At 48.3% G+C, this 17,479-nt stretch carries 18 protein-coding genes and 1 tRNA gene; 1 reads left to right on the forward strand and 18 read right to left on the reverse strand.

What is annotated here, in order from left to right; translation table 11 throughout:
- Window positions 1-9 precede the first annotated feature (9 nt).
- Together G493_RS0104675 and G493_RS0104680 are read right to left on the reverse strand one after the other, a co-directional pair.
- The gene (locus tag G493_RS0104675; protein ID WP_028579449.1) at window positions 10-1,104 is read right to left on the reverse strand and encodes a tyrosine-type recombinase/integrase; all 1,095 of its coding nucleotides are present in this window, start codon (window positions 1,102-1,104) and stop codon (window positions 10-12) included.
- Between the two features lie 179 nt (window positions 1,105-1,283).
- Window positions 1,284-1,370 (reverse strand) — tRNA-Leu (locus G493_RS0104680).
- An 89-nt stretch (window positions 1,371-1,459) separates the two neighbouring features.
- Between G493_RS0104680 and G493_RS0104685 the strand changes: the two genes are divergently transcribed.
- Complete coding sequence (locus G493_RS0104685) at window positions 1,460-2,293, forward strand: sulfite exporter TauE/SafE family protein (RefSeq protein ID WP_232363713.1); 834 nt, start codon at window positions 1,460-1,462, stop codon at window positions 2,291-2,293.
- Between the two features lie 156 nt (window positions 2,294-2,449).
- Here G493_RS0104685 and pgsA read toward each other — a convergent pair whose 3' ends face one another.
- The 16 genes from pgsA to argB form a co-directional block, all read right to left on the reverse strand.
- A complete protein-coding gene (pgsA, locus tag G493_RS0104690) occupies window positions 2,450-3,019 on the reverse strand; it encodes a CDP-diacylglycerol--glycerol-3-phosphate 3-phosphatidyltransferase (RefSeq protein ID WP_028579451.1) in 570 nt (189 codons plus the stop codon).
- Window positions 3,016-3,702, reverse strand: coding sequence for a lytic transglycosylase domain-containing protein (locus G493_RS27805; protein ID WP_051309012.1), 687 nt, complete (start codon window positions 3,700-3,702; stop codon window positions 3,016-3,018). The genes pgsA and G493_RS27805 overlap by 4 nt, the downstream gene beginning before the upstream one ends.
- Window positions 3,703-3,716: 14 nt before the next feature.
- Window positions 3,717-4,361, reverse strand: coding sequence for a fructose-6-phosphate aldolase (gene fsa / locus G493_RS0104700; protein WP_028579452.1), 645 nt, complete (start codon window positions 4,359-4,361; stop codon window positions 3,717-3,719).
- Window positions 4,358-4,636, reverse strand: coding sequence for a YHS domain-containing protein (locus G493_RS27810; RefSeq protein ID WP_035273646.1), 279 nt, complete (start codon window positions 4,634-4,636; stop codon window positions 4,358-4,360). The genes fsa and G493_RS27810 overlap by 4 nt, the downstream gene beginning before the upstream one ends.
- A 233-nt stretch (window positions 4,637-4,869) precedes the next feature.
- The gene (gene folK, locus G493_RS0104710) at window positions 4,870-5,406 is read right to left on the reverse strand and encodes a 2-amino-4-hydroxy-6-hydroxymethyldihydropteridine diphosphokinase (protein WP_153306430.1); all 537 of its coding nucleotides are present in this window, start codon (window positions 5,404-5,406) and stop codon (window positions 4,870-4,872) included.
- A gap of 33 nt (window positions 5,407-5,439) precedes the next feature.
- Entirely contained in the window at window positions 5,440-6,252 is an 813-nt protein-coding gene (gene dapB / locus G493_RS0104715) for a 4-hydroxy-tetrahydrodipicolinate reductase (RefSeq protein ID WP_028579454.1), read from the reverse strand.
- A gap of 23 nt (window positions 6,253-6,275) precedes the next feature.
- Entirely contained in the window at window positions 6,276-7,160 is an 885-nt protein-coding gene (gene dapA, locus G493_RS0104720) for a 4-hydroxy-tetrahydrodipicolinate synthase (protein WP_028579455.1), read from the reverse strand.
- Window positions 7,161-7,378: 218 nt separating this feature from the next.
- Window positions 7,379-8,212 (reverse strand): diaminopimelate epimerase, encoded by an 834-nt coding sequence (gene dapF / locus G493_RS0104725; protein ID WP_028579456.1) that lies wholly within the window; start codon window positions 8,210-8,212, stop codon window positions 7,379-7,381.
- A complete protein-coding gene (gene lysA / locus G493_RS0104730; RefSeq protein ID WP_028579457.1) occupies window positions 8,212-9,486 on the reverse strand; it encodes a diaminopimelate decarboxylase in 1,275 nt (424 codons plus the stop codon). Before lysA ends, dapF begins: the two co-directional genes overlap by 1 nt.
- Window positions 9,487-9,755: 269 nt before the next feature.
- Entirely contained in the window at window positions 9,756-10,829 is a 1,074-nt protein-coding gene (locus G493_RS0104740) for a fibronectin type III domain-containing protein (RefSeq protein WP_028579458.1), read from the reverse strand.
- The gene (gene argH, locus G493_RS0104745) at window positions 10,829-12,229 is read right to left on the reverse strand and encodes an argininosuccinate lyase (RefSeq protein WP_028579459.1); all 1,401 of its coding nucleotides are present in this window, start codon (window positions 12,227-12,229) and stop codon (window positions 10,829-10,831) included. The genes G493_RS0104740 and argH overlap by 1 nt, the downstream gene beginning before the upstream one ends.
- A gap of 3 nt (window positions 12,230-12,232) precedes the next feature.
- Window positions 12,233-13,429: an argininosuccinate synthase gene (locus G493_RS0104750; RefSeq protein WP_028579460.1), complete on the reverse strand. Its 1,197-nt coding sequence runs from the start codon at window positions 13,427-13,429 to the stop codon at window positions 12,233-12,235.
- Window positions 13,430-13,481: 52 nt separating this feature from the next.
- On the reverse strand, window positions 13,482-14,417 hold the full coding sequence (argF, locus tag G493_RS0104755; protein WP_028579461.1) for an ornithine carbamoyltransferase: 936 nt from the start codon (window positions 14,415-14,417) through the stop codon (window positions 13,482-13,484).
- Window positions 14,418-14,695: 278 nt separating this feature from the next.
- A complete protein-coding gene (locus tag G493_RS0104765; RefSeq protein ID WP_028579462.1) occupies window positions 14,696-15,253 on the reverse strand; it encodes a manganese efflux pump MntP in 558 nt (185 codons plus the stop codon).
- 15 nt (window positions 15,254-15,268) lie between these two features.
- Window positions 15,269-16,465: an acetylornithine transaminase gene (locus tag G493_RS0104770; protein ID WP_028579463.1), complete on the reverse strand. Its 1,197-nt coding sequence runs from the start codon at window positions 16,463-16,465 to the stop codon at window positions 15,269-15,271.
- Window positions 16,462-17,346 (reverse strand): acetylglutamate kinase, encoded by an 885-nt coding sequence (argB, locus tag G493_RS0104775; protein ID WP_028579464.1) that lies wholly within the window; start codon window positions 17,344-17,346, stop codon window positions 16,462-16,464. Before argB ends, G493_RS0104770 begins: the two co-directional genes overlap by 4 nt.
- Window positions 17,347-17,479: the final 133 nt, after the last annotated feature.

A 17,479-nucleotide genomic window follows, 5' to 3' on the forward strand; every position in this document is an offset into this window, starting at 1 on the left:
TTTGTGAGTTCATTCCAAGGACTCCATTCCCAGATGCTCTATTCTTTCAATGGCCAGCCGTTTCTGCTCTTCTGATGGATGAGTATACCGGCTGGTCATTCTAATATCTGCATGCCCCAGGATATCTGCCACTGTGCGCAGATCAGCTCCCTGTTCAAGTAAATGGGTTCCAGCTGTGTGCCGAAGATCGTGAATGGTAATATGCGGGAAGGATGGATCCTCTTTTTTCACTCTTTTCAGGGCTTGGTCCCAGGCATCCCTGAATATGATTGCCGGCCTGTTACGGATCCGTTCGTTCTTGAGGTGCGAATCTGTCAGAAAAAAATATTCGGAGGCCTCGATCTCTTCCAGAGCTTTTTTCACAGCTTTAGTGATCGGCACTGTTCTTGGCTTGCCTGACTTGGTTTCCCGGATCACAGTGGTCATGTCGACCAGGTCAACGTCACTTATTTTTCTTCCTGCAGCCTCACTGGCCCTGGCGCCGGTATGCATCAAGAGCAGTACAAAGGCATATAATTTCTTATTCCCCGAGTTTCTGCACTCTTTCAAAACATGTACAGCCTGTTCCTCGGTAAGCGAAATTTCCCTGTTTGCCGGCGGCTCAGGTCTCCTCACATCATCCATGGGGTTGTCCACAGGCAAACGCCATTCAATTCTGGCCACTGTCATCATGGTGGAAAGCAGTGACAGCTCGTTGCGAACAGTTGAGGCCCCGCGTTTATCCACCCCAAGTCTTTTATCCCGGTATTCAGCTACCCTGTCAGGTGTTATGTCGGCAAGGGAAGTATTCTTGCCAAAACTGCTTTCAATGTTGATGCGGGCGAATTTTTTCCGATCCCTGGTATTGGGCTTATTGAAATACGGACTCCCTGGAACTTCCATCATTTGAAAATACTTGTCAAACGCTTCTTCCAGAGTGACTTTCTTGGCAAGACGTGGGTCATGGTTGGCTTTCATTTCCAGGATTTCTTCCTGCTCGGCCGCCCATCTCTCAGCATCAGGTTTACGGGTGAAAGTTTTTTTACGCACAAGACCGGCTTTTCGAATTACAGCCTGGTAGCCAATGCCTTTCTTTTTCCTTTGAATCTTATTGATCCATGCCATTGCTTGTCCCTCTCATGCTCTTTTTAGACACCCAAAATTTTGGGGTGTAAAATGGGGTGTAGACAATCTGAAAAACATAACACCCGCTAACAAAATAGAGCAAAAAGCAGACAGCTGCCAGCACAAAAAGAAAAACCCCAAAAGCCTATTGAAAACAAGGCTTTTGGGGTTGAATCAACTGGTGCCGGAGGTCGGAGTCGAACCGACACGAGGTTGCCCCCGCTGGATTTTGAGTCCAGTGCGTCTACCAGTTTCACCACTCCGGCAAAAATGTATCCCCCTATTTACAGAAAGGTGTTTTCTATGTCAAGGAGAATTCGTCACCTGATTCATTCAGGTGATGGTTTGAGAATAATTGAAGGAAGTCTTTCTGCCAAATACATACTCTTTTCTTGCCTTCTCAGTGGAGTACACCTATTATCTACACGTATACGATAGGGGGTCTCCCTTATCCAATCTCATCGTAACTATCTGCATGTTGCTTTTTATTCTTCTCTGCTGCATTTTTCTACTCGCTGGCCTTGTGCAGGGGGTTACTGGTTTTGGTGCAGGGCTGGTAGCCATTCCACTGCTCTGTATGGTCATTGATGTAAAACAGGCAGTTCCCCTCTGCCTTTTAAACGGGATCATGATCACCTGTTATCTTGCATATGCGCTGCGAACATATCTTGACCACAAGAAAATTTTACCACTCATCATCGGCTCCCTGCCAGGCGTTGCACTTGGTGCTCTCTCTTTTCAGTTAGTTAATCCATCTGTTTTACGGATGTTCATAGGCCTTGTGCTCATCAGTTACAGCAGTTATGCCTTGTTTGCCCGAATAAAACCTCTCAACCCTTCTTCAACCTGGGGATATATTGCTGGTTTCTTTGCCGGTACCATCACAGCCCTTCTCAGTACCGGTGGCCCACCTGCTATCATTTACACAACTCTGACATCATGGACCAAGGAAGAAATTAAGGCCACGCTTACCGGCTTTTTTGCCGTCAACTCCATTGTAACCACAATTGCCCATGTCCTGACAGGTGCCACCACCAGTCAGACTCTTCTCTATTTCATCACTACCGTGCCATTCGTACTTACCGGTACGGCACTTGGCTCAATGCTTTCTGGAAAAATTCCCCGGAAAGCATACTTGCGTATCGTCTATGTTTTTCTGATAGGAATGGGGATATTAATGATACTGTGACGTGTTGAACTTGCAAAATGACCAGTAGAGTGCAAGGGATTATTTCAAATAACTCACAACCCCGGCAATCATGGTCCGTGAGAGATCCTTAGGCAATCGCCTGGAATCTCTCACGGATTCAAATGCAAAACAGTAATATTTGAGATCAAGGAAAACTTAATCTTCGAGAAATACCCTGCGGAGTTTGTAAAAGTAATCAAGGCCGGACCAGACTGTAAGAATCAGGGCAATATACACAACAAACAGACCGATCTGGTACAATGCAGGTATGGGGAGTACACCAAGCGGAAAAATCAACGCCCCCAACCCTATGTATTGGAAGGTGGATTTCAGTTTCCCTAAGCCACTGGCAGCAACCACAATACCAGAGCTGGATGCCACTCCGCGCAGGCCAGTGACAACGATTTCCCGGCAGAGAATTACCAAAGCGACCCAGGCAGGCAGTCTGCCCGTGGGAATAAGCATAACAAGGGCCGTGGTAACCAGCACCTTGTCTGCCAGGGGATCCATCAACTTACCAAGAACCGTAACAGCCTGGTAGCGTCTGGCATAATAGCCGTCAACCCAGTCAGAGACAGCGGCTATAACAAAAATAACAAAAGCTATAAGAGCTATAGTAGTTGTTTGTTCAAAAATGAGAAATATAGCAAGTAACCCGGAAAGAAGAAAACGGATACCTGTTATGATGTTGGGGACGGTTAAAATTTTCGATGCAGGCTTTTTCAATGAACTGTGACCATCTGGCGGATATTTACACTCGTCAGTTGAGCCAGATCACCTCGATACGCCCTGTAGTATTTCAGGACTTTATCCACATAGGCCAGAGTCTCCGGGATTTTGGGAACAACCCCATTCGGTTTCACCCGCCCTGGTCCGGCATTATATGCGGCAAGACTCAACTTCACATTACCATTGTAGGACTGTAAAAGGCGCTTGAGATAGCGGGTACCGCCATCGATATTCTGGCGGATATCAAACGGATCAGAAACTTTCAAATCCTTTGCAGTGCCAGGCATGAGCTGCATGAGCCCACAGGCACCTCGGGTAGAAACCGCACGGGGATTAAAGTTTGACTCTGTCTTAATGATTGCTCTGATCAGGTGAGGATCAACCTTATGCCTGAGCGCAGCTCTTTCTATGTAGCGATTCAAGGCTTTCAGGGTCACACTGGAACGTGCCCCGTATGCCTTGCTGTCGTAAGAACTGAGTCGCTGCCGATAATCAGTGGCAGCACTGTTATACCGTACTTTCTTAACGCCTTCCTTCATCCTTGTTCTGCCATCAACACGAACGTTAGTATAATGAATTACTCCGTTTTTATCCTGATAGCTATAGATAGATGCAGCATTAGCTGATATTACCGAAACTGTCAAGCAGAGTATCAGAGATAAAAAAAGGCGTTTTGCCATGGTAACTCCAAAAGCTATTTTTGGCGTTTCTCCCAATCAGCGAGAAACTGTTTCATACCGATATCGGTAAGTGGATGTTTAGCCAACTGCCCTATCACCTTGTAAGGAATGGTGGCAATATCAGCGCCAACCAGAGCAGCTTCGGCAACATGCATTGGTGAACGTACTGAAGCAACAATAACCTCAGTAGCGTAGCCGAAATTCCTGTACATTGTCATTATATCGGATACCAGATCCAATCCGTTAATGGAAATATCGTCCAGGCGTCCAACAAACGGACTCACATAGGTTGCACCGGCCTTGGCAGCCAGCAACGCCTGTACAGAGGAAAAAATCAGGGTCACATTGGTTTTGATATTCAGGGCAGCCAGTTGCTTGACAGCTTTGAGTCCTTCCTCGATCATGGGAATTTTAACAACAATGTTGTCTGCAACTTTGACCAGTTCTTTTGCCTCGGCAACCATTCCTGGGGCATCCAGACTGACGACTTCGGCACTTACCGGCCCATCCACTTCGGCACAGATATCCTTGAGAATTTCCACAAAAGGACGCTGTTCTTTAGAAACCAGAGAAGGGTTTGTGGTTACGCCATCCACCATACCCAGCTCGTTTGCCTTTTTAATTTCTTCTATATTTGCGGTATCGATAAAAAATTTCATGATTGCTCCTCTGAAGCTCCAGTAAAAATATCGCAGCATTTTTCACTGCAGAAATAATAGGTTTTCCCATCCAGGCGTAACCGAATAGCCTGTTTTTTTGGCAAAAGAGTATGGCACACAGGATCTTCAACCAGTGTATCCTGCACCTTTGTCTCCTCTTGATGGGTTTCGGATTCTTTATACTCCTTTTCCACCTGATCCCTGAGCATAGAACGAAGCAAACGAAAGCCGATATAAAAAAGACTCGCAAGAATAAGCAGGCGTAAAGGAGTCATATGTTATTTCTCCGATTGCCTTGCTGTGGTGTCATTTCTATTATCCGCATAAAAATATTATATCCAGGGCAGGATAAAAGTCTAAAAAAAAGATTTTCAGGCTGAGAAAACACGTCACACACTCTACGATTAAAAGTTTGTGTCATCCGGGGTGCTACATTGTTCATTCCAGTTGTTCTATAGCAAAGCACAAGCACGAGAACAAGGAGAAAACACCTTCAGCAGAAGGAGCTTCAATCTGTTATCCACTGCATTTGCCTGATGTGATAATTGGGATTATCCCGGAGGCAATCACGCAGATGATGATGAATGCTCAGTCCGGTTAGCGGATGCAGGAGATTGTCCGGGCATATCTCCGACAGTGGTTTGAGCACAAAAAGCCTCCTGGTTATCTGGGGATGGGGAACACTCAAGTCTGGTGTCTGTACGATCAGCTCGTCAAAAAGCAAGAGGTCCAGGTCCAGCGTACGGTCCTGATATCCAGAAACGCCAGGAGATCGCACCCTGCCTGCACGCTGCTCAAGCACATGCAGAGTCTCCAGCAGTTCAACAGGACTAAGCCGGGTAGTCAGATATCCCACGGCATTGACAAACCAATGGTCTGTCAACATTCCCACCGGTTCAGTTGCATAGGGAGAAGAAAGCGTCTTGCATGATACTCCGGGTACAGCATCCAGCCAGGCCCAGGAAGTCAACAGGACTTCCTGGCAGTTACCCAGGTTGGATCCCATACCTATATAGGCCTGATGCAAAAACAAAGATGAAGTCACTACCCAAAAAAGTCTTCAGCACACCGGAGGGGATTAAAAATTAGCCAGATCAAGGACATCGAACATGGTATACATGCCATTTTTCTGCTGGGTAACCCATGCAGCGGCAAGGGCTGCTCCCCGTGCAAAATTATCCCTGTTGGTGGCCCGATGACTAATTTCAATGCGTTCACCAGCGCCGGCAAAATAGACGGTGTGCTCGCCGACAATATCACCGGCACGGATCGTCTGAATACCTATCTCCTGGTCAGTACGTTCCCCGATAATGCCATTTCTCTCCATAACGCCCACTTGCTGCAGATCGCGGCCAAGTGCCTTGGCTGCCATTTCTCCAAGCTTGAGTGCTGTGCCAGAGGGAGCATCCTTTTTCATGCGATGGTGAGCTTCGACAATCTCAACATCATACGCATCTCCAAGTACTGCAGCGGTCTTTTCAACCAGCTTGAACAGCACATTGACTCCCACAGCCATATTGGGAGACTGTACGCAGGGGAAGGAAGCATCTGCCAGCTGTCGAAGCTGTTCGACTTCTTCAGCGCCAAGACCTGTGGTACCGATGACCATGGCCCTTTTATGTTTTGCCGCGATTTCGGCAAACTGCATAGTGGCTTTATGAAAGGTAAAATCTATGATCACATCCCCCTGGTCAATCACGGCTTCCAGTCCGGCTGATATGGGAATTCCCAGGTTGCCCAAGCCACTGATGACACCGACATCCTCACCTATGGCCGCGCTGTCCGGATGTTCAAAAGCCGCACTGACACGGAGTTGTGGATGTTGCTGGACCATGGCACATATTCTTTGTCCCATGCGCCCGCCTGCCCCGGCAACTATTACGTTTATCATAACTATTCCTCAATAACTGCTTCTCAGATCAATCCCAGTTCCTGCATACAGCTGCGCAATATGCCCTCGCTTTTCTCATCCATCTGAGTCATGGGCAAACGAACCTCATCCGATTGAATTTTCCCCATGAGTTTCAATGCTCTTTTGGCAGGCGCAGGGCTAGGATAACAGAACATGGCACCCATCAGATTAAACAACTCGTAATGCAGTTCTCTGGCCTTTGCCAGATCTCCCTGCAACGCGGCTTCCATCATTGCTGCAGTCTTTCCGGGGAGGATATTTGAAACCACTGAAATAACCCCTTTGCCGCCGATGAGAACCGTGGGCATCGCAGTAAAGTCATCGCCGGAAAGCACAATAAAATCATCCGGACACAGCTGAATAACCCTGCTGACCTGGTTGAGGCAGCCACAAGCCTCTTTAATGCCGATAACATTGGGCAATTTTGCCAGCCTGGCAACTGTTTCCGGAGCCATATTGGTAACAGTCCTCCCAGGGACATTGTAGAGGATCATAGGAATATCGACACTGTCCAGGATTGCTTTAAAATGCTGATACAATCCTTCCTGGCTGGGTTTATTATAGTACGGCACGACAGAAAGCACTGCATCGGCTCCACTTGCCTTTGCGGCTTCGGTCAGCTCAATTGCTTCCAGCGTGTTATTGGCACCGGTTCCGGCAATAACAGGAACACGCCCGTTGACGGTTTTCACGGTTAATTCGATAACCCGCTTATGTTCTTCTAAAAGATCCAGAGTGGCGGACTCTCCTGTCGTTCCGCAGGGGACTAACCCATGTATACCTTGATCAATCTGATCTTCAATCAGGTTGACCATTCCCTGCTCATCAACTTTGCCATTCAGCATGGGAGTGACGATAGCCGTAATTGCTCCCTGAATTGTGTGCATTCTACTCTCCTCTATAAAATCCTTGCACTTGGTGACCAACACGTATGTGACAGCAGTATCCCAAGGTAGTTCAGTGGTTCGCAGACATACGAGCCATGGGATGACCACCTGGAAAGCGCTACTTCACCTACGAATCTCTTTCTAAAACAGCGTTGAACCGATCTGTCTGATATCGGAGAACCTGTTGCAAAACCGATTTGTATCTCATCCTTAGGGACTTAAAGCAATGCCTCAGCTCCCAGCTCGCCTTTAAAAATGATGTGAGCCGGACCTTTCAGATACACATTTTCCACAGTATCTCCGGACAGGGTAAAATCTATATGCAGCGTTTCTCCTCCTGATGTAACAACCTCAATGGGGGGAGTAAGCCTGTCCAGGCATGCTGCCATTACAGCAGAGGCCACGGCACCTGTCCCGCAGGCGAGGGTTTCATCCTCAACACCGCGCTCATAGGTGCGAACATACAGCTTGCCATCCTGCGCGCAGACAAAATTGGCATTGGTGCCAGCTGGCTGAAACAGAGGATCATGACGAATTGCCCTTCCCATGGTGACCACATCAACACCATGAATTTCCTCAACAAAGTGAATTGCGTGAGGAACACCGGTATCAATAGAGTGCACCTCGTATTTACTGTCCCCTATCTTGACCTGATGCCCTGTTGCCAGCGAATGGGGTGCTGTAAGTTTCACCGTGACATTGATATCAGCCACCTTGGCTTCGATGATCCCTGCCAGGGTACGGAAACGCATGTTAGCCGAAGCCATACCGTGCATATAAGCGAATCTGGCTGCACACCGAGCACCATTGCCGCACATCTCTGCAATGGACCCGTCAGAATTAAAAAATTTCCAACAAAAATCCACGGACTCGTCCTCTTCCAGGAGAATGAGTCCGTCAGCACCAACGGATTGCTTCCTTCTGCACACAAGGCGGGCGAATTCAGGCATATCCTTTTCAGGAATCACGGAGCGACGATGATCAACAACTATAAAATCGTTGCCGGTACCGCTCATTTTCATAAAAGGCAGTGACAGTCCTATCAGTTGCATCAAAAATTTTCGTCCAGTAGAGTTTCACCACGAATCAGATCATCATAATCTTCTCGTTTACGGATAATCTGGTAGCAATCATTTCGAACCAGAACTTCTGCAGCCCTGGGCCGGGAATTGTAATTGGATGACATGGAAAATCCATATGCGCCGCTGCTCATAACAGCCAAGAGATCCCCTTGCTGCACCGGCCCCAATTCACGATTCCTGGCAATAAAATCACCACTTTCACAAATCGGTCCAACCACATCGACGGTCTGCTTTTCTCCTTTGCTTTCCCTGACACCCAGAATGGTATGATGTGCCCCATACAACGAGGGCCTTGACAAATCATTCATGGCCGCATCCACAACAACAAATGTCTTAGCTGGATCGTTGGCATTCCCCGGATTGGTTTTGGTATAGAGAACACTGGTGACCAATATTCCAGAGTTGGCCACAATAACCCTGCCAGGTTCAAAAACAAAAGTGCAGTCAAGGCCTCCCAGCTCAGCAGTCACAGCTTTGGCATATTCCAGGGGATGGGGTGGATCTTCCTGGTCATAGGTAACCCCGATACCGCCTCCAATGTCCATGAACTGCAAAATGATGCCTTCCTGTCGTAACCGCTCGTACATGGCGCGTATCTTTTGCAGCGCCGCAACAAAAGGACTTATTTCAGTAAGTTGCGAGCCGATATGGCAACTGATGCCTACCACCTCGATATGCTCCATGGAGGCAGCTCTTTTATACTGCCTGTATGCTTCTTCCATGGGAAGGCCAAATTTACTTTGTGCCAAACCAGTTGCAATATAGGGATGGGTTTTGGGATCCACATCCGGGTTTACCCTGAAAGAAACCCTTGCCTTGGTGCCAAGTTCAGCAGCTACCGTTTCCAATTTATCCAGCTCTTGTGCAGACTCAACATTGAAGAAACGTATTCCTGCAAAAATCGCTTCACGCATTTCATAGGCGGTTTTGCCCACCCCGGAAAACACAATTTTTTCAGCAGGAATACCTGCTTTCAAAGCTCGGAACAACTCACCGCCGGAGACGATATCAGCGCCAGCACCCTGTTGGGCAAGCAGGTTAAGTATGGCAATATTTGAGCAGGCCTTGACAGCAAAACACGTCAGGTGATCAATGCCGGCAAATCCCTTCTCAAACTCAGCAAAATGCCTTGTTATGGTTGCACTGCTGTAGACGTACAAAGGGGTTCCAACAATCTCAACGATATCTTCAATGGCAAGCTCTTCACAATGCAGAGCTTTATCCTTGAATTGAAAATGATGCATTTTTACTACTCCTCAGACAACAGCATCCGAAACATACGCAAGACTGACTCCCTGATGGTTCCTGCAGTGTGGATGGGCAGGCCTTTCAGAGGGCAAAAAGCTATGCTCCGAAAAAAACATCCCGTCAAATGCCCGGGATACTAACACTACCATAGCTCCATGCATTTTTCTCACATGGACATACAACAATTCGAAATCTTTCCATTATTCTGCAGGCTCCCAAATTTGCCTGTCAGGCCTTGGGAGCCGCAGCAAAGATCAGATTACATTTATCTGCGTATCATAACTTCCAATGAACGGGCACTTTCATTGGCAGGTTCCTGCTGATCTATACAGGTCACGGAATAATACAACTGAGCAGCATCTCCTGGAGGTTGGCGGTCGATGAACATGGTGTAGGGCAGGAGAACTTCACCTACAAACTGCGGACCATTCTCCCCTTCCACTCTACGATATACGCGGTAACCGCGAACATCCTTGTCCTTGACTGGATTCCAGAACACCTTAATACCGACCTCAGTCTTAATACCGCGAAGCCCATCTGGGGTTGCCGGCGGAGTCTTATCCATGGGTGTGGCAGAGACAGTATCACTTACACCTCCGCCAACAGTGCCTTCTTCATACAGACTGACGGTTTGCACCTGATAAAAATACTTTCGCCCATTGGCTACCTGGGTATCAACAAAGGAGGTGTCCTCTGTGAGACTGCCCACTGGCTCAAAGGTTTTACCGCTCACACTGCGATACACCTGGTATTGGATTGTCTCGGAAACCGGTGTTTCATCCAGGCGCATGGTTACCGCATCCCAATGCAGGGTATTGCTCTTGTCTCCAGCCTCTATGCTAATATTTCCCGGGGCAAGAGCCGGGGTATTCCAGAGAAACTGCACAATATTGGAATCAGCAGATTCAGCCCACCAGCCGGTCTTGGAGCGCACCTTGAAGAAGTATAAATTTCCAGGCCGGAGCAAGGTTGCCTGATAACTTGCTGTTTTTTTGCCCTCATTGGGCAGTGCGCCACCATCAAGTTTTATAGCTGGACCAAACGGAATAGGACAATTTTCGCAGTAGGAGTCCACTGGGACAACAGCCCGGTAGAGCTCAAATTCTGCGATATCAGTAATATCATCACCTGTTACCGTTTCAATGGGGTAACTCCAGTACAGGGATACGCCCTTTTCGCTGAGCTGGTAACGCAAATCAGTAACCGGTTTGGGTACAACAGTCTGCGGAGCGACCGGCTTGTCCTTATAGCCACAGCTCACCAGCAATAGACAACAGCAACCGGCAAACAGGGATTTCAAGCCAAGGACACTCCTCTGGTAACATGTGCGTTTGATCATTATTTTATCCCGAGTGTTTGTTCCGCCTTTTGCAAGGCTTCTGTTACGCGCTCAATTGCGGTACCTCCCAGTGAGGTTCTGCTGTTCACCGAACCTTCCACAGACAGGACCTTAAAAATATCCTCTTCAATATCCTGTGAGAATTCCTGGAGTTCTGCAAGGGTTAATTCTGTTAACTCCATATCCTGCTGCTGACAGTGGGCGACAATTCTTCCAACAACACCGTGCGCCTGCCGAAAGGGCATATTTTTACAGACAAGATAATCAGCAATATCCGTGGCAGTCATAAAGCCGCCGTGGGTCGCATCCAAAAGACGTTCAACATTGAATTCTGTATTATCCAGCAGTTCAGCAACGATAGACACACTGGCCTTCACGGTATCCAGGGCATCGAAAACCGGTTCTTTATCTTCCTGGAGGTCCCTGTTATACGTCAGAGGTAACCCTTTGACAGTCATCAGCAAAGAAACAAGGGCTCCGGTTACACGTCCGCTTTTTCCACGAATCAGCTCCGGGATATCAGGATTCTTTTTCTGGGGCATAATGGAAGAACCTGTACAATAGCGGTCCCCAATGCGCACAAAATCAAATTCCTTGGATGACCAGAGCACCAACTCCTCTGCCAGCCTGCTCAAATGCATGTGAATCAGATTGAGGCAGAAAAGAAACTCCAGTGCGAAATCCCGATCACCGGAAGTGTCCATGGAATTGGCACTTACAGCCGGGAATCCCAACTCGCGGGCAACAAACTCACGGTCGATGGGCAACCCTGTTCCTGCTAAGGCGGCAGAACCAAGGGGAAGGACATTGATATGTTGCAGACTGGCCTGGAGGCGTTCGCGATCCCTCTTGAACATTTCATAATATGCAAGGAGATGATGCGACACGAGCACAGGCTGCGCACGTTGCAAATGGGTGTAGCCTGGCATAATGGCGCCCAGGTATTTACGCGCAAGGCGAACAAAAGCACTCTGTGCGGAAGCCAGCAATGTATCCATCTCAGCAACCTGATCACGGAGATAGAGCCTGAAATCAAGATTGACCTGATCATTTCGGCTCCGGGCTGTATGCAACTTTGCACCGGCAGGTCCGATTCGGTCGGTCAAGGCCTTTTCAATATTCATGTGAATATCTTCCAGCTCAGATTTGAATTCAAATCGCCCCTGATCGATATCCTCTTCAATGGCAGTGAGGCCATTGATGATTGCCTCGCACTCTTCCTCAGTAATCAGTTGCTGTCGGGCAAGCATCCTGGCATGTGCCTTGGAGCCCATGATGTCATGATGATAGAGCCGTGCATCATACTGAATGGATGCACTGAATGCCTCTACGGATGCGGCAGTGGCCTCTGAAAAGCGGCCACCCCACATTTTGCCTGATGGTTTATCCTGATCTGCCATGATTTATTTTCTATTAAGTGCCTGTATCTGCAATCGCAGAGAATTAAGCCGAATGAAACCGGTTGCATCGGCCTGGTTGTAGACATCGTCCTCTTCAAAAGTCGCAAAGGATTCTGAATACAGGGAATTATCTGACTTTCTCCCAACCGGGATACAGTTACCCTTGTACAGTTTAAGGCGAACGGTCCCGTTTACGGTATTCTGCGCTTCGTCCATGGTTTTCTGAAGCAACTTCATCTCCGGAGAGAACCAGAAACCGTTATAGACCAGCCGTGAGTACTCAGGAACCAGGGAATCACGGATATGAAGGACCTCCCTGTCCATGGTTATGGACTCCAGGTCACGATGTGCTGCCCGCAGCACCGTACCACCGGGAGTTTCATACACACCCCTTGATTTCATGCCCACGAAACGGTTTTCAACCAGGTCCAGACGACCGATACCATTTTCACCGCCCAACGAATTGAGCTTTTTCATAATCGCTACGGGATCAAGGCGCACTCCGTCAATGGCAACTGGATTTCCCTGCTCAAAGTCTATCTCCACATAAGTGGGTTTATCCGGAGCCTCTTCAGGGGACACCGTCAGCTTGAACATGTCAGGATCAGGCTCATTCCAGGTATCTTCAAGTAAACCGCCTTCAAAACTGATGTGAAGCAGGTTCTCGTCTGAACTATATGGATTCTTTTTAGTCACCGGAACGGGAATGCCATGCATCTGGGCATAGCCAACCAATTTTGCCCTGGAATTGAGATTCCATTCACGCCATGGTGCAATAATCTTGAGCCGCGGATTCAGAGCCAGGTACCCAAGCTCGAAACGAACCTGATCGTTACCTTTACCCGTTGCACCGTGACTCACACCGTCTGCTCCTTCTTCGGCTGCAATGCGAACCTGTTCTTTGGCAATCAACGGACGTGCCAGGGAGGTGCCCAACAGATAAGAGCCTTCGTAAATGGCATTGGCCCGAAATGCAGGAAAGATGTAATCGCGCACGAACTCTTCCTGCAGATCAGAAATAATGACTTTTTCCGCACCGGTAGTCATGCCTTTACGACGTACGGCATCCCAGTCTTCATTCTGGCCGATATCTGCAGAATAAGCTATTACCGGGCATTTGTATTCTTCACTCAGCCATTTAAGAATAACCGAGGTATCCAATCCGCCAGAATAGGCGAGCACAATCTTATTCACTGTCATGGTTGCTTTTTATTATCCTCATGTAAAACAATACAAGGCTCAAGGAACAATTCTACTGGTTTGTTACTTCTGTTGATCCACCGATAAACAGTTCCAGTATGGCCTTATGAATATGCATTTTATTTTCAGCCTGGTCAAACACCACACTCTGCGTGCCTTCCAGGATATCTTCGGTAATTTCTTCTCCGCGATGGGCTGGCAGACAATGGAGAACGATGGCATCATCTTTTGCTTTGCCCATCAGTGCTGCATTGAGCTGATAGGGCTGAAAAAGCTTCACCCGTTTCTCCTGCTCGCTCTCCTGGCCCATGGAAGCCCAGACATCAACGTTTACCACATCGGCATCCTCCATGGCCTCAGCAGGGTCGCTGACAAGACGGATATCCCCCACTCCTGTTTTGCGGGCAGCCTCAAGCACTGCCGCATTGGGCTCATACCCTTCCGGACAGGACAGGGTCAACGAAAAACCGAACACGGAAGCTGCTTCAATCCAGGAATTGGCCATGTTGTTGCCATCACCGATCCATACAATTTTCAGGTTCTCGGGTGCACCTTTTTTCTCTATGACGGTCATAATATCGCTGAGCACCTGACAGGGGTGATACAAATCCGTCAGGGCATTAATGACCGGAACCGTAGCATACTTGGAGAGCTCTTCAACAACCTCCTGACCAAACGTACGAACCACAATCCCATCCACATAGCGGGAAAGAACCCGGGCCGTATCCTTCAGGGGTTCACCGCGGCCAAGCTGAGATTCCTTGGCAGACATGAAAATCACCTGCCCTCCCAGACGGTACATTGCGGATTCAAAGCTCACCCTGGTACGGGTGGAAGGTTTTTCAAAAAGCAGACAGACGGAACGACCAGCCAGTTGCTGATGGCGTACACCTTCAAGGCTCTCATTTTTGAGCATAATTGCCCGGACAATCAGTGATTGCAACTGCTGTTTGCTGAAGTCGGATAACGCCAAAAGATGATTTGTCATATAAAGCCCCCTTTTCGGGTCATTAGTGGTCCTGATAAACTGCTGACCGTTGGCAGACGATCACAGGCCCATGGCAGAATTCTGTACAAGGTCAGTCAAACCGTATAATTGCACTCATCGCGGGCGGTTATGACAAGGTCTCTTCAGCAGATTCATCCAGGAACAGGGTAAAAATTTTAATTGATACAAAAAAACACCGCTTTTGCAAAGGATTTTCACATTTCCTTGTCATTGACAGCCCGCACAGGCATGCATTCATTCCGTACATCCTGGCAACATCAAGAAAAAAAGGCGATTTTCAGACCTATACATATAAGTATACCACCTCCTGCAACCTCGACCCATTTTCCAAACAGATCACCGGCCTTGGTTCCAAGAAATAAACCAAATATGGTGAAAAGACAGGCGACCACTCCGATGACCATCGCCGGGACCCAGATTTGCACGTTAATCATGGCAAGGGTCAACCCCACAGCCAAGGCATCAATGCTGGTAGCTACGGCCAACCCAACCATAGTCATCCCCCTGCTTGGATCCATTGAACGCTTTTCGCTCTCTTCTTCGAGCTGAAAGGCTTCGTGGACCATTCTGCCACCAATGGCAACCAGTAGACCAAGGGCTATCCACCGGCTCCAGGATTGAACAAAACCATGAATAGTCAGCCCGGCCAGCCAGCCGATTACAGGCATCATCCCCTGGAACAGGCCAAAATGAAAAGCAAGCCTGAAACAGGGGCGAAACGTCAATGGCCGCAGGATTGCTCCAGCGGCCATTGCAACGGCAAATGCATCCATGGCCAAGGCCACGGATATGGCAATCATATCCCACCAATTCACTGCAATATGTCCTGCTTACTGAATATCTGAAAAAATACGGGCCAGAATGTCAACGACCTGATCTATTTCCTCTTTATTTACAATCAAGGGAGGAACAAACCGCAACACGCAGTTACCTGCAAAATTTATTAAAACCCCATTTGCAAACATCTGCTGAACAATATCGGCTCCATGCCTTATCCCCTGCTCGGTCAAAGCCAGACCAAGCAACAGCCCCTGTCCCCTTACGCCTGTGGCAAGATGGGGAAACTGCCCGGCAAGCTTTTCCAGTCGAGCGGTAAAGTAGGCTCCTTTTTCCTGCACAGACTGCAGGAAGCCTTCGCTGAGCATTTCCTGCAACACGGCAACTCCCGCGGCTGCAGCGACGGGATTTCCTCCAAAGGTGGAAGCATGGGTTCCGGGAACCAGGGAAGATGCTATGCTATCAGTTGTCAACATCGCTCCAATGGGCAAACCGTTTCCAAGAGCCTTTGCAGAGGTCATGATATCGGGAACAACGCCTGTGTGCTGGTAGGCAAAAAGTTTCCCTGTTCTCCCTAAACCAGTCTGAATCTCATCAAAAATAAGAAGCAGCCCATGGGTATCACACAGATCACGCAACCCCTGGAGATACTCTTTCTCCAAAGGCCGCACACCACCTTCTCCCTGCAAGGGTTCACACAAAATAGCACAGGTTTGGGGTCCGATGAGATTTTTTACCGCCTCAAGATCACCAAATTCTGCGTGGACAAATCCCTGGGGCAATGGCTCAAATCCCTCGTGAAATTTAGACTGCCCGGTAGCGGCAACGGTTGCCAGGGTTCTGCCGTGAAACGATCCGGTCAGGGAAATAACCTCATAGCGCCCCGGGCCACTATGGATACGGGCGAGCTTCAGGGCAGCTTCATTGGCTTCGGCGCCCGAGTTGGCCATAAAAACACGATCAGCGAAACAGTTGCGGGTAAGCAGTTCCGCCAACTCGATCTGGGGTCTGGTATGAAACAGATTTGATACATGAACCAAACTTTCAGCCTGCTTTACAACCGCTTTGGTCACTGCCGGGTGACAATGCCCAAGGGAGCACACTGCGATACCGGCGAGAAAATCCAGATACTCCTTGCCATCTTCATCCCATAACCGACAACCATCGCCCTTCACCATCATAACCGGGAACCGGTTGTATGTGCCTATGAAGACATCATTGCCTCTTTGAGTCCATTCTGCGTTGCTCATGCCACTATCTCCGTTCCAATACCTGCCCGCGTAAAAATTTCCAGCAAAATTGCATGTTCCTGTCGTCCGTCAATAATATGGGCTTTCCCTACGCCTTTCTCTATGGCAGACTTGCAGCAGTTGACTTTTGGAATCATACCGCCGACAATCACTTCCTGATCGATCATCCCAGGGATATCCTCCTTACTGATACTGGAAATGAGATTGCCGTCTTTTCCTTTTACCCCTTCCACATCGGTAAGCAGAACCAGTTTTTCCGCATTGAGTTCTGCAGCGATGGCTCCAGCAACCAGATCAGCGTTAATATTAAATGCCTGGCCATCCTCACCAACTCCCACCGGAGCTATCACAGGGATGAAATCTTTCTGTTCCAGGGTAGCCAGAATTTCAGGGTTAACCTTGGTAACTTCACCAACCCGTCCGAGGTCGATCAGTTCAGGGGGCCTGTTATCTTTATCCGATTTTGCATGCACTGTCATTTTACGCGCCTGCACGAGGTCACTGTCCCGACCGGACAGGCCGACGGCTTTGCCACCACAATGATTAATCAAACCAACGATTTCCTTATTCACCTTGCCCACAAGCACCATTTCCACCACATCCATGGTTTCGCCGTCAGTGACACGCATTCCCTGCACATAGCTTGGGGTAACCTGCATTTTTTCAAGAAAACGATTGATCTGGGGACCGCCGCCATGAACAATAACCGGATTAATACCAATATATTTCATGAGAATGACATCAAGGGCGAAACTACGTTTCAACTCTTCATCAACCATGGCGTGCCCGCCATATTTTATCACCACTGTTTTATGATAAAATTCCCTGATATAGGGAAGCGATTCGACCAGCACCTTGGCCTTGGCGATATCTTCCTGCATTCTATTCCTCTAAAAGCATATGTTGCTTGGATCACTTTTTTTTTATAATTGTTCTCAAAAATATACTGTACTCCTGGTTCATCAGTGTGTAAACAGTTCTCTTGCCTGAAGAGGGAGGAAACAGCACAGAGGG

The sequence above is a fragment of the Desulfogranum japonicum DSM 18378 genome (genome assembly GCF_000429945.1).
GTDB lineage: Bacteria > Desulfobacterota > Desulfobulbia > Desulfobulbales > Desulfobulbaceae > Desulfogranum > Desulfogranum japonicum.

Excerpts from the sequence above, each read along its gene's own strand:
- G493_RS0104770 (WP_028579463.1), bottom strand. The coding sequence starts at position 16,465 with ATGAGCAACGCAGAATGGACTCAAAGAGGCAATGATGTCTTCATAGGC.
- G493_RS0104750 (WP_028579460.1), bottom strand. The coding sequence starts at position 13,429 with ATGACAGTGAATAAGATTGTGCTCGCCTATTCTGGCGGATTGGATACC.
- fsa (WP_028579452.1), bottom strand. The coding sequence starts at position 4,361 with ATGAAATTTTTTATCGATACCGCAAATATAGAAGAAATTAAAAAGGCA.
- argB (WP_028579464.1), bottom strand. The coding sequence starts at position 17,346 with ATGCAGGAAGATATCGCCAAGGCCAAGGTGCTGGTCGAATCGCTTCCC.
- argH (WP_028579459.1), bottom strand. The coding sequence starts at position 12,229 with ATGGCAGATCAGGATAAACCATCAGGCAAAATGTGGGGTGGCCGCTTT.
- dapA (WP_028579455.1), bottom strand. The coding sequence starts at position 7,160 with ATGCACACAATTCAGGGAGCAATTACGGCTATCGTCACTCCCATGCTG.
- lysA (WP_028579457.1), bottom strand. The coding sequence starts at position 9,486 with ATGCATCATTTTCAATTCAAGGATAAAGCTCTGCATTGTGAAGAGCTT.
- G493_RS27810 (WP_035273646.1), bottom strand. The coding sequence starts at position 4,636 with ATGACTCCTTTACGCCTGCTTATTCTTGCGAGTCTTTTTTATATCGGC.
- argF (WP_028579461.1), bottom strand. The coding sequence starts at position 14,417 with ATGACAAATCATCTTTTGGCGTTATCCGACTTCAGCAAACAGCAGTTG.
- G493_RS27805 (WP_051309012.1), bottom strand. The coding sequence starts at position 3,702 with ATGGCAAAACGCCTTTTTTTATCTCTGATACTCTGCTTGACAGTTTCG.
- G493_RS0104675 (WP_028579449.1), bottom strand. The coding sequence starts at position 1,104 with ATGGCATGGATCAATAAGATTCAAAGGAAAAAGAAAGGCATTGGCTAC.
- dapB (WP_028579454.1), bottom strand. The coding sequence starts at position 6,252 with ATGATAAACGTAATAGTTGCCGGGGCAGGCGGGCGCATGGGACAAAGA.
- G493_RS0104740 (WP_028579458.1), bottom strand. The coding sequence starts at position 10,829 with ATGATCAAACGCACATGTTACCAGAGGAGTGTCCTTGGCTTGAAATCC.
- dapF (WP_028579456.1), bottom strand. The coding sequence starts at position 8,212 with ATGCAACTGATAGGACTGTCACTGCCTTTTATGAAAATGAGCGGTACC.